Origin of the sequence: Cetobacterium sp. 2G large, assembly GCF_014250655.1 — a bacterium.
GTDB lineage: Bacteria > Fusobacteriota > Fusobacteriia > Fusobacteriales > Fusobacteriaceae > Cetobacterium_A > Cetobacterium_A somerae.
In genome coordinates this window covers 1,217,104-1,229,302 of record NZ_JACHTH010000005.1, presented here as the reverse complement: position 1 = coordinate 1,229,302, position 12,199 = coordinate 1,217,104, and the positions used below count along the sequence as shown (strand labels likewise).

The window sequence follows — 12,199 nt, the reverse complement described above, 5'->3', positions numbered from 1 at the left end:
TTATAAAATATCCAAAAAATAAAAATGCCACAAGGGATAACAGGAGTAATCTTATACCCGTATTAAATACCTTAGTGCTGCTTCCTTCCAGACCTGACACGGTTCGATAATAATACGCCATAGGGCTCCTGCCACCACACTTGTGACATATGTAATTATATCATTAAATAAATAAAAATACAAGTAAAAAAATTAGAAAATATTTTTAAAGAAATTTTTGATTCTATTCTTTTTTTCTTTAAGATTATTTTCATATTTATTTTTTAATTGATTTTCTAAAAAAACACTAAAAAGTTCTCGGTTATTTATTAAAGTTCTCTTAACTTCATTTGGAATTGAAGTTTTGATTGTAACAATATCTGTATTATTAGAAAAATGATTAGTAGTAGATAGAGTATGATAGTTATTTTCAGTTAATTTTATAAGCTCTTCAAGAATATTTTTTTTAATATCGTCTAATTTAGGAGAATTTAAAATAAAGTCTTTATTTAATTTAATATTATCAATAATAGTTGTTCCGTCAATTTTAAGAGTTTCTCCAGAAATAGATATTAATTGTTCACTAGATAAAGTGCCATTTGAAATATAGTTATTTACTTTATAAAAAGAATGAACATTAAAATTAGAAAGACTAACGTAGATATTACCAACTAAAGTATTTGTATTAATATCTCCATAAACTTTACCGCTTCCATTTTCATGTGATAAGAATATATTCAAAGGTAAAGATATATTTTTAGATAAATTAGTATTAAAATCTTTAAAAGAACCATTAAAATCTATTTTTGATATTTTTCCAGAAAAAGATATATTTTCGATAAAAATATTTGTATTTTTTTCTAAATTATTGTGATTTTTTATTTTTAATAAAAGATCCTTTGTTTTTTTAGAAAAGTTATTAATTTGTTCTTTAAATTGTATATTAATCTCTTTTTGTATAATTACATCAATATAATCAGTATTTTGAATTAAAAAATTTATTAAATTATTAGATAGAGTTTTTGAAAAATTATCTTTATTAAAACTAGAGCTAAAAAATTTAGATAAATTTTTATCAAACTGAATTTTATCGTCAATTTCTTTAAGAAATTCAGTAGTTTTTTCATTTGAATTATTTGTGTTAGTAAGGGGTGAAGATATCAAGTTATTATTAAAGCTAATTCCATTAAGAGTTAAATTGCTAATAGTAAAGTTATTTTTAGATTTAAAAAATGTTTTGAAATCCATTTTACATTCAACATTTTCAATTGAAATGTTATATTCAATTAAAGATAAATTTTTTAATTCAAAAGAGTTATTAAAAAAACTAAAATTAGCTTTTTTAATAGTTACTTCTTGCTTAAAAGAAGTTGAAAGCTGTTTTGTGATAATATTTTTAAAATATATATTTTTTCCCCAAAAAAGAATAATTAAAAATATTAAAATACTAGATGTAAAAACTAGCATTTTGTTTTTCATAAAATCCTCCTAAAATATTAAAGGCAAGAAATAAATTTCCTGCCTTTAAATAATTTGTTTTAATTATAATGCTAATCCACCACTAACTTCAATTGTTTGTCCAGTAATGTATGAAGATTCATCACTTGCTAAAAATAATACAGTGTTAGCAATATCTTCAGGCATTCCTAATTTTCCTAAAGCTGTTCTCTCAAGCATTCCATTGATAACATCTTCTGGTAAAACGTCAGTCATTGGAGTAGAGATAAATCCAGGAGCAACACAGTTAGCTCTAACTTGAGCACCTTTTCTAGCTAATTCTTTAGCCCAAGTTTTAGTCATTGCAATAACTCCACCTTTAGTAGCAGCGTAGTTAGCTTGACCAATGTTTCCGTATAAACCTACAACAGATGAGATAGTAACAATTGATCCTTTTTTATTTTTAGTCATTAAAGGAGCAACAGCTTGAGTCATATTGAAAACTCCTTTTAAATTAACATTAATTACAGCATCCCAAGCATCTTCACTCATTCTTACAAATGGTGCATCTTTAGTAATACCTGCATTGTTAACAAGAATATCAATTCTACCAAATTCATCTTTTATTTTTTTAACTAATTCTTTAATAGCATCTCTATCAGTTACATTTAAAATTTCATGTCTAACATTAGTTTGTTCAAAAGTAGCTTCACCCATATCACACGATATAACTAATTCAGCACCTTCAGAAGCTAACTTCTCAACTATAGTTCTTCCAATTCCTCTAGCACTTCCAGTAACTAAAGCAATTTTTCCTTCTATTCTATTCATATAGATCCTCCTATAAAATACATGTGTCATTTAATAGTATAATCATTTTAAAAAAATGTCAATAATTTCCTTAAAAAATTAGTGAGATGTTCCCATTTTGAATAAAGTTTCATTTAATTTATCAGCTTGTTTTTCTGGAAGTAAAAGAACTAAAACATCACCAGCAAGAATTTTACTACTTCCTTTAGGAATATACTCAGTTTCTCCTCTTCTGATGGCAACAACAAGAGTATTTTTAGGCCAAGCAACATCTCTTATTAATTTTTCATCGAATTCGGATTCTGCAGAAACAGGAATACAAATTAGTGTCTTTTCATGATGCTCATGACGATCTTCTTCGAAGTCATCCTCAATTTTTTTCTTAGGCATTCTTTCGTATAAAATTTCATAAATAGGCTCTAATTTTAGAATATCTGTAATATAGTATGCTACTATAGAAACTGTTGCAATTGCTAAAAGATGATCAAAGCTACCAGTCATTTCTAAAATTAGAATAACTCCAGTTATAGGAGCTCTAACAACGGCAACAAAAAATCCAGCCATTCCTAAAATCATATAGTGAATGACAAAATCACTATGAAGATTAAAAGTTGTTATAAGTGTAAGTGCATAAATTTTTCCAAGAATAGCACCTAAAACAAGCATTGGTAAGAATATACCACCTTGAAATCCCGTTGCATATGATATTGTTGTAAACAATAGCTTAACAATAAAAACTAATAAAAGAAATAGTATTGTTTGATTAAGATGAGGCAACTCTTCAACTAAGTGATGTCCACCACCTGTTATATCAGGCATAACAAAACATATAATAAACGATAATGTCATAACAGATGATATTTTTACGGCTCTAGGAAGTTTAATTCCTTTAAAAATATCTTGTGTTTTAATTAGTGAAACTGTAAAAAGCTTTCCAAAAAATGCAATGACAATTCCAAAAACTATAAAAAATAAAAATTGAAAATACGGATTAACATCTGTAGGATACTTAATATTTAAATTAAAAGATGGATCCATTCCAAAAATTCTTCTAGCTACGAAATTAGAGCAAATACTAGCTAAGAATGTGCAGATAATAAGTTTAGAAGAAAAGAAACGATGAAGCTCCTCCATGCTAAATATAACTCCAGCTAATGGTGCACCAAAGGCTCCGGCTAAACCAGCACTTGAACCAGCTGTTACAAGATACTTTTCATCAGTATAATTTCTTTTAAAAATTTTAGTAAATCCATATCCAATATATGATCCTAATTGTACTGAAGGACCCTCTCTACCTAAAGATAAACCAGCTCCAATACCAAGTAAACCACCAAAGAATTTGACTAAAAGTTCTTTTACCCAAAAGATATAATCTAGTTTTCTTAAAATTAAAGCTTTAACTTGTGGAATACCACTTCCACCTGTTGTAGGAAATTTTCTAGATAAATAATCTACAAAAAGACCTATAACGATAAAAATTCCCCATATTAAAAGAAGTTTAGAGGGATTTGTAAGAAGTTCCCTACTAATATAGTGTTCTCTAAGATTACCAGCAATTCCTAAACCATATCTGTAAATAGATACGATAACTCCAGTAATAACACCTACAAGAAGAGAGAGTCCATACAGACCTCTATTTCCTTTTTGGAGAAGTTCAACATGATTTTTGATTTCTCTTTTTCTGCTCATAAAAATCTCCTTGATGACATATTGTACTACTTGGGAATATTAACACAAAACCTATGAAAAGTAAAGTAGAATCAAACAAAAGTGAAGGGGGTTGCGTTAAATGAAAGGATAGGGTAGAATATAATGTAATGTAATAGAAAGTTATACTAATGAGGTGATTAATTTGAAATTTAATAAAATGCAAGGAGCTGGTAATGATTTTTTACTTTTTAATGGAGTAAAAAATAAATATGAAAATTATTCAAAGATGGCCAAAAAACTTTGTGATAGACGTTATGGAGTTGGAGGAGATGGTATAATGATTGCGGAGGAGAGTCAAAAAGCTGATATAAAAATGGTTTATTATAATTCAGATGGCTCAAAAGGTGAGATGTGTGGAAACGGAATTAGATGTTTCTCAAAATTTATTTATGAAGAGGAAATCATAAAAAAAAGCGAAATAACAATAGAGACAGGTGATGGAATAAAAACAGCTTATTTAACTATAGATGATAAAAATAAAGTGCAATCAATAATGATATCTATGGGTAAAGCAAGATTAAATTCTAAAGAGATTCCAGTATTAATAGAAAAAAATAAAGTTATAAATGAAAAAATAAGTATTGATGGTGAAGATATAATTTTTTCAGCTGTATTAATTGGAGTTCCGCATGCAGTAATAATAAGAGAAGATTTGGAGAGTATTGATGTAAATACTTTGGGAGCAAAGATTGAAAAAGATAAATTATTTCCTAAAAATATAAATGTAAATTTTATTCAAATTTTAGATAAATGTAGAATAAAAATAAAAACATGGGAAAGAGGAGCTGGAAGAACACTAGCTTGTGGAACAGGATCATGTTCAGGAGTTTATATTTCTAATTTATTAGGATTAGTCGAAGATGAAGTAGTTGTAGAAACAGAGGGTGGAGTATTAAAAATTAAATTACAAGGGGATGAGGTATTTATGATAGGAACAGCAGAAACCACATTTAAAGGAGAGATAGTATGGGAATAGCAGAAAAATTAATGTTTATTCTTTTTTTAATTTTGATAAGTGCATTTTTCTCTATGGCAGAGATATCTTTGGCAGGAGCAAGAAAAATTAAATTACAATTATTAGTGGATGAAGGTAATGAAAATGCAAAAAAAGTTATTGATCTTCAAAGTAATCCAGGAAACTTTTTTACAACTGTACAAATAGGATTAAATATAGTAGCTATATTAGCCGGTATAATTGGAGATGGAATATTATCACCAATAATAAATAAATATATAGGAAATCCAACAATAGCATTTTTGATATCATTTATATTTGTAACAGGTTGTTTTATAGAATTTGCAGATTTAATACCAAAAAGATTAGCAATGGTTTATCCAGAAAAAATAGCGCTTACTTTAGTAAATCCAATGACTTTAACAATAAAGATTTTAACACCAATTGTATTTATATTTAGTGGTGTGGCTAATTTAGTTTTTAAAGTGTTTAATACACCAAACTCAAGAGATGAACTAATAACCCATGATGATATTTTTGCGTTAGTAGATGCGGGAGCAGAAGCAGGAGTAGTGCATACAAAAGAGCACCATCTAATTGAAAATGTATTTGAACTTGAGCAAAGATGGGTATCATCAGCAATGACAACGAGAGATGAAATAGTATATTTTACTTTAGAAGAGACAGAAGAAAGTATAAAACAAAAAATAGCAGAGTACCCACATTCTAAATTCTTAGTTTGTGAGAGTGATATAGATTCTATATATGGATATGTTGGTTCAAAAGATATCTTACCTAGAATTTTAAAAGGAGAATCTAGTGGACTTCAAAATATAAAAGAGATAACAAATAGAAATATTTTGATTATTCCTAATACACTTACTCTTTCAGAGATGCTAGATAGATTTAATGAAGCTAGAGAGGACTTTGCTGTAATATTAAATGAGTATGCTCATGTTGTAGGAGTTATAACTTTAAATGATGTTGTTTCGACTTTGATGGGAGACGTAGTTTACCCAATGCAAGAGGAATATATAATAAAAAGAGGAGATGGCTCTTGGCTAATAGATGGGGTTACAGCTACTGAGGATGTAAAAAAAGTTCTAGAAATAGAAGCGTTTCCAGAAGAGGATAGCTATGAAACAATAGCTGGCTTTATGATGTATATGTTGAAAAGTATACCTAAAAAAGGTGCCCACATAGAGTTTGATGGTTATAGTTTTGAAGTGGTAGATGTAGATAACTTTAAAATAGACCAACTTTTAGTTATAAAAGAGGAAAAGAAATCAGAGGATGATTTAGAAAATAATGAGAATGAATAAAAAAAGGTAGCTTTGCAGGCTACCTTTTTTATTATATAAGGAAATTATAGAAAAAATTTAGGCAAAAAAACACTGAAAAATTTGAGATAAGACAAAAAAAATAGTATAATAATGCGAAAGCTCAAAGTTGTGAATACCACAAAATACCGCAGGTGTTGTGCGGGTGAATAGTTATTTGAGTCAACGTATTAAGAAAAACCAGTTTTAGGAAATATTACACCATATTTAATATGGAATATTTCTAAAAGAACAAGATTAGAGTTACATTTAGGGCAAATTAATGGATTCGTCTTAAAGGTTTTAAAAATACGTTCAGCCCAAGAAATTTTGCCTTTAAAAAGCTTAATTTTCTTGGGTTTTTTATTTTTATATCTTCTAGAATATAGCCCAAATCTTCTAATCATTTTAAAGTTTTTAGGTGGAATATGTGCTAATAATCTTCCAATAAATTGAGTCATGGGAAGAGTTAGAAATATTTTCTTTGGAGAGTCAGGTTTTTGATACCAAAATGTAACAGAGGAGTCCGTAATATCAGTAATCCTATATTCAGCTATTGCAGGACGCGCGAGATATCGTCCAATATATTTAGCAATTTCAAAAATATTATTAATTTTTTTATCAGACTTTACATAGAATCCATCGTTGTATTTACGATAACACAAAGAAATTTTATTTTTTAAATTTATATTATTATTAATTTTAGCAAAATTTGCGATAATATCTAGTGAACATTTTTGCCAAGATTTTTTAAGCGCAGGGTATGGAATAGATTTAAGTTCTTTCCATTGATCATTTTTTTTATATCCACCATAAGTAAAAATACAATGAATATGAGGATTCCAATCAAGATTTCTTGAAAATGTATGAATATTAACAATAGCTCCAAAAGAATGGATACCAGATTTTTTAAATACATATTTAAGAGACTGATAAGCAGCTTTAGCAAGATCTTGAAGTTTAAACCGATGGGAAAAGAAGAAATCTCTACAAAATCCAGTAGGTAAAGAAAAAACAGCATGAATATGTTGAACATCAAAGAGTTGTTCTTTAAGATTAAGTGCCCAATTTTCAGCATAGATTTTACCACAAGAAGAGCAAAATCTAGATTTACAAGAAAAACCAACAATATGCATATGCGAGCATTGATTGCATTTAAAAGCAGTATATCCTCGCGAAATATCGCCACAATCTAAAAATTTGGAAACATTATTCCAGATAGAAGAGTGAAGGTTTTTAGGGAATTTATGTTTAATATTATTCCAAGTTTGATGGAAATGATTTTCAAAGATATATTTTAAAGGTTTAGTATTTTTATTCATGATGATATTATACAACGTTATGAAGGGAAAAGAAAAGCAGCTCACGTTATTTTGTGAGCTGCTATTTTTTACTATCTTGTTATATTTTGTTCTTTAGCAATTCTTTTAACCTCTTCAGCAACAACAGTAGCTACTCTTGGATCAAAAGCATTAGGGATAACATATTCTGGTGTTATTTCATCGTCCTGAATTAATTTAGCAATTCCAACAGCTGCAGCAATTTTCATCTCTTCAGTTATTTTTTTAGCTTTAGCATCAAGAGCTCCTCTAAATATTCCTGGGAAAGCTAAAACATTATTAACTTGATTAGGGTAGTCAGATCTACCAGTACCTACAATTTTTGCTCCTCCTGCAATAGCATCTTCAGGCATAATTTCAGGATTAGGGTTAGCCATAGCAAAAACAATAGCATCTTTATTCATAGTTTTAACCATATCAACTGATAAAATATTAGCAGCAGAAACTCCTATGAAAACATCTCTTCCAATAACAGCTTCTTTAAGTCCACCTTTAATATTTTCAGGATTTGTAATATCAGCTATTTCTGATTTTAAGAAATTGTAGTTAGCTTTATCGTCTCTGTTTATAATACCATCAATATCATTAACAACAATGTCTTTTGCACCCATTTTAATAAGAAGTTTGATAATTGAACTACCAGCAGCACCTGCTCCACTAACAACAAATTTAGCAGATTCAAAAGATTTATTAACTAATTTAAATGAGTTGATAAGAGCAGCTACAACAACAATGGCTGTTCCATGTTGATCATCATGGAAAACAGGAATATCAAGTTCATTTTTTAATCTTGTTTCAATTTCGACACATCTAGGAGCAGAAATATCTTCTAAATTTATACCCCCAAATCCAGGTGCGATTAATTTAACAGCTTTAATAATCTCTTCAGTATCTTGTGTATCTAAGCAGATAGGAAAAGCGTCAACATCTGCAAATTGTTTAAAAAGAATAGCTTTTCCTTCCATAACAGGGAGAGCAGCTTCAGGACCAATGTTTCCTAAACCTAGTACAGCAGAACCGTCAGTAACAACAGCAACCATATTTCCTTTAGATGTGTATTTATATACATTTTCAACATTTTCTTTTATTGCTAAACAAGGAGCAGCAACTCCAGGAGAATAAGCTAAACTTAGTTCCTCTTTATTTGTAACAGCAACTTTTGACACAACTTCAATTTTTCCTGAATGAGTCTCGTGTAGCTTTAAAGATTTTTCAAAAACTGTAGACATAATATATTACCCCTTTAATTAAATTTATTTTGAGCTATTTCTAGCTATTTCATATAGGTCATTTCCTTCGCAATCATTTATAACGATTGCTGGGAAGTCAACAACTTCAAGTCTTCTAATTGCTTCAGCACCTAAATCCTCATAAGCAATGATTTCACTACTTTTTACAGACTTAGCAATTAATGCAGCGGCTCCACCAACAGCTGCAAAATATATAGCTCCATTTTTAACAATAGAATCTTTAACTTTTTGATCTCTTGCACCTTTTCCAATCATTCCTTTTAAACCTTGATCTAAAATGGCAGGAGAGTATGAATCCATTCTATAACTAGTAGTAGGTCCACAGCTTCCAATAGGTTGCCCAGGTTTAGCAGGAGTAGGTCCAGCATAATAGATAATTTGTCCTTTTACATCAAAAGGTAGTTCTTTACCTTCTTCTAAAAGTTTAACTAATCTAGCATGTGCAGCATCTCTAGCAGTATAAATAACACCAGTTATAGAAACAGCATCACCAGATTTTAATTTTTTTATATCTTCATCTCTTAACGGAGTAGTTAATTTTATCATAATGTTACCTCCTTGTGTCTAGCAGCATGGCAATTTAAGTTAACAGCAACTGGTAAAGATGCAAAGTGACATGCTTGAGTTTCAACTTTAACGGCAAGAGCAGTAGTTTTTCCACCAAGACCTTGAGGACCAACATTAGTATCATTTATTAATTTTAAAAGTTCAGCTTCTAACGCTGCAGCAATTGGATCAGGATTAACATCTTCAATTTCTCTTAGAAGAGCTTCTTTAGCTAACTCAGCACATCTTTCGAAGTTTCCACCAATTCCAACACCAACAACGATAGGAGGACAAGGGTTTCCACCGGCGTTTTTAATACTATCTACAACAAACTTTTTAATACCCTCTACTCCATCAGCAGGTTTGAACATTTTTAATGTACTCATATTTTCAGACCCACCACCTTTAGGAGCTACAATAATTTTAACTTTATCAGAACCAGGTACAAGTTTAGTGTGGATAACAGCAGGAGTATTATCCTGTGTATTAACTCTATCTAGAGGATGTCTAATAACAGATTTTCTTAAATATCCATCTTTATATCCTTTGGCAACTCCAGCATTAACAGCAGAGTAAATATCTCCATTGATTTTAACTTCAGTTCCAATTTCTAAGAAAACAACAACAAGACCAGTATCTTGACACATAGGAACATTATCCTTTGCAGCAATCTCGTCATTCTCAATAATTTGACTTAAAATAACCTTCCCCAACTCACTAGTTTCTGTTTTTTGGCATTCTTTAATTTTGTTTAAAACGTCACTGCCAATAAAGTAGTTAGCTTCAATACAAAGTCTAGCAACTTCATTAGTAACTAAATCTAAATCTAGTACTTTCATTTTTCCTCCTTAAATTTCCGTGTATGCTTTTTTATTAATAAAGAAAGGTACCATCCTTTCCTAAATAGTAAAGAGGCACCTTCTTAAAAAACTACTTTTTGATTTTAACTCTCATTAAAAGGTCTCCTATTTTAACATCTCCAGAAGCAACTACTTCAAGTGCTTCAACTTGGTCCATGTTTGCAATAATAACAGGAGTCTTTGTTGATTTAGCATGTTCTTTAATGTAAGCTAAATCATATTTAATAAGCTCATCTTTAACCTCTACAGTTGATCCAGGTTCAGCAATTCTAGTGAATCCTTCTCCATTTAATTTTACTGTGTCAATTCCAAAGTGAACTATTAACTCAAGTCCGTTAGGAACTTCAAAACTAACAGCGTGGTTAGTAGCGAAAATATCAATTTCACCAGCAACAGGTGAGCAGATTGCTCCCTCAGTAGGATCAATTCCACATCCATCTCCAATCATTTTTTGAGAAAAAGCGTCATCTGGTATTTCGCTTAAAGGAATAACTTTTCCGTTTAATGGTGAATAGATATTAAACCATTCATCCTCTTTTTTCTTTTTAAAGAAATCAAATAATCCCATAGTCAAATCTCCTTTCAAATAAAATGCGAAATATATGTAATATTATTTCACATTTAGTTCATTAAATCAATAATATTTTTAAAAAAAAGCATACAAAGAATAAAAGAAAAATCTATGTACTATAAATAAATTATATCATAAGATTTATTTATTTTCCTAGTAATTCTTTTATTTTTTTAATAAAATTATCAACATCCTCTTTTGTGCTGTCAAAAGATGTAACAAGTCTTACTTCATGGATATTTTCATTCCATATATAGAAATAAAAAGACTTTTGAAGTTCAGAAATTATTTCTTTAGGTAAAATAGTAAAAACAGCATTAGCTAAAACTTCTTTTGTTACGGGTATTTCAATTTTTTCTAACTCTAATTTTAAATATTGAGCAATATCATTTGCATTTTTAGCACATTCAAACCAAATATTGTTTTTTATATAAGGAATGAATTGAGCAGACATAAATCTCATTTTTGAATACAATTGAAGATTTTGTTTTCTTATCCAAGAAAATTCTTTAGCTAATTCTTTATTGAAAAATATAAGAGCTTCACCAAACATTAATCCATTTTTAGTACCACCAAAAGATAAAACATCAACTCCTAAATCTCCAGTCATCTCTTTAAAAGAACATCCTAAGGCTACAGCAGCATTAGAAATTCTTGCTCCATCCATATGTAAAAGCATATTATTTTCCTTAGCAAAATTAGAAATAGCTTTAATTTCATCTAATGTATAAACAGTTCCATATTCTGTAGTTTGGCTGATTGAAATAATTTCAGCTTTTGGTTTATGAAAGTTATTTTTAAAAGTTAACCATTTTTGAGCAGCTTCTAAGTCAAGTTTTCCATCTGTACTTGGAACTGTAAGAAGTTGCATACCAGTTATCTTGCTAGGAGCTCCAGTTTCATCTTGCACAATGTGAGCATTCTCAGGAGTTATAACAGCAGATGCTCGAGCTTTCATTCCTTCTAGTGCTAATACGTTGGCTCCAGTACCATTAAATACAAAAAACACTTCAACATCCCCAAATATATCTTTGAAGCATTCAATCGCTTCTTGAGTGATTTCATCTGCTCCATAAGCAGAAACGTGGCCGTTATTAACTTCAATTATTTTTTCTAAAATTTTCTGATGGACACCACTATAGTTATCACTAGCAAAAGATTTTTTCATAAATTATATTACCTCCCAGTATATTTATTTTAATACATTATAGTTTTTTTCTTTATAAAAAGCAAAAATAAATAAAACTTGACAAAATTGGAAGAAATCTTTAATATTTAGGTAAAGATTATATTTAATTTGAACCATATATACTCCGAATACGGCGGAGAGTTTCTACGAGCTACCTTAAATAGCTTTCTATGGGTCACAACTTAGTATTTTTTATTAAGTTTTTTGACCTGTTTTTGCAGGTCTTTTTTATT

The 12,199-nt window shown here is 29.4% G+C and carries 11 protein-coding genes, 1 other RNA gene and 1 riboswitch; of the genes, 2 read left to right on the top strand and 10 right to left on the bottom strand.

Features of this window, described 5'->3' with window-relative positions; genetic code table 11:
• Positions 1 to 34: 34 nt before the first annotated feature.
• From ffs to H5J23_RS08695, 4 genes are all read right to left on the bottom strand, one after another.
• Positions 35 to 134, bottom strand: an RNA gene (gene ffs / locus H5J23_RS08710) — signal recognition particle sRNA small type.
• Positions 135 to 192: 58 nt separating this feature from the next.
• Entirely contained in the window at positions 193 to 1,458 is a 1,266-nt protein-coding gene (locus H5J23_RS08705; RefSeq protein ID WP_185891780.1) for a hypothetical protein, read from the bottom strand.
• A gap of 63 nt (positions 1,459 to 1,521) precedes the next feature.
• Positions 1,522 to 2,247: a 3-oxoacyl-[acyl-carrier-protein] reductase gene (gene fabG / locus H5J23_RS08700; protein WP_023051817.1), complete on the bottom strand. Its 726-nt coding sequence runs from the start codon at positions 2,245 to 2,247 to the stop codon at positions 1,522 to 1,524.
• 78 nt (positions 2,248 to 2,325) lie between these two features.
• Complete coding sequence (locus H5J23_RS08695; RefSeq protein WP_023051818.1) at positions 2,326 to 3,915, bottom strand: ClC family H(+)/Cl(-) exchange transporter; 1,590 nt, start codon at positions 3,913 to 3,915, stop codon at positions 2,326 to 2,328.
• A 163-nt stretch (positions 3,916 to 4,078) separates the two neighbouring features.
• Here H5J23_RS08695 and dapF point away from each other — a divergent pair, with 163 nt between their 5' ends.
• Together dapF and H5J23_RS08685 are read left to right on the top strand one after the other, a co-directional pair.
• Positions 4,079 to 4,912, top strand: a complete 834-nt coding sequence (gene dapF, locus H5J23_RS08690) for a diaminopimelate epimerase (protein ID WP_040406171.1) — start codon at positions 4,079 to 4,081, stop codon at positions 4,910 to 4,912.
• Positions 4,903 to 6,213: a hemolysin family protein gene (locus H5J23_RS08685; RefSeq protein WP_023051820.1), complete on the top strand. Its 1,311-nt coding sequence runs from the start codon at positions 4,903 to 4,905 to the stop codon at positions 6,211 to 6,213. Before dapF ends, H5J23_RS08685 begins: the two co-directional genes overlap by 10 nt.
• Before the next feature lie 188 nt (positions 6,214 to 6,401).
• Here the strand turns inward: H5J23_RS08685 and H5J23_RS08680 are convergent, their stop codons facing one another.
• The 6 genes from H5J23_RS08680 to H5J23_RS08655 all read right to left on the bottom strand — a co-directional run bounded on the left by H5J23_RS08680 (position 6,402) and on the right by H5J23_RS08655 (position 11,945).
• Positions 6,402 to 7,532 (bottom strand): transposase, encoded by a 1,131-nt coding sequence (locus H5J23_RS08680; RefSeq protein ID WP_185891778.1) that lies wholly within the window; start codon positions 7,530 to 7,532, stop codon positions 6,402 to 6,404.
• Positions 7,533 to 7,603: 71 nt separating this feature from the next.
• Positions 7,604 to 8,779 carry an NADP-dependent malic enzyme gene (locus H5J23_RS08675; RefSeq protein ID WP_023051821.1) on the bottom strand — a complete coding sequence of 392 codons (1,176 nt, stop codon included), beginning with the start codon at positions 8,777 to 8,779 and terminating at the stop codon, positions 7,604 to 7,606.
• Positions 8,780 to 8,803: 24 nt separating this feature from the next.
• Positions 8,804 to 9,346 (bottom strand): Fe-S-containing hydro-lyase, encoded by a 543-nt coding sequence (locus tag H5J23_RS08670; RefSeq protein ID WP_185891776.1) that lies wholly within the window; start codon positions 9,344 to 9,346, stop codon positions 8,804 to 8,806.
• Complete coding sequence (locus H5J23_RS08665; RefSeq protein WP_023051823.1) at positions 9,343 to 10,185, bottom strand: fumarate hydratase; 843 nt, start codon at positions 10,183 to 10,185, stop codon at positions 9,343 to 9,345. Before H5J23_RS08665 ends, H5J23_RS08670 begins: the two co-directional genes overlap by 4 nt.
• A 91-nt stretch (positions 10,186 to 10,276) precedes the next feature.
• The gene (locus H5J23_RS08660; protein ID WP_023051824.1) at positions 10,277 to 10,774 is read right to left on the bottom strand and encodes a PTS glucose transporter subunit IIA; all 498 of its coding nucleotides are present in this window, start codon (positions 10,772 to 10,774) and stop codon (positions 10,277 to 10,279) included.
• Positions 10,775 to 10,922: 148 nt separating this feature from the next.
• Complete coding sequence (locus H5J23_RS08655; RefSeq protein ID WP_185891774.1) at positions 10,923 to 11,945, bottom strand: low specificity L-threonine aldolase; 1,023 nt, start codon at positions 11,943 to 11,945, stop codon at positions 10,923 to 10,925.
• A gap of 114 nt (positions 11,946 to 12,059) precedes the next feature.
• Positions 12,060 to 12,157: riboswitch (purine riboswitch) on the top strand.
• Positions 12,158 to 12,199 lie beyond the last annotated feature (42 nt).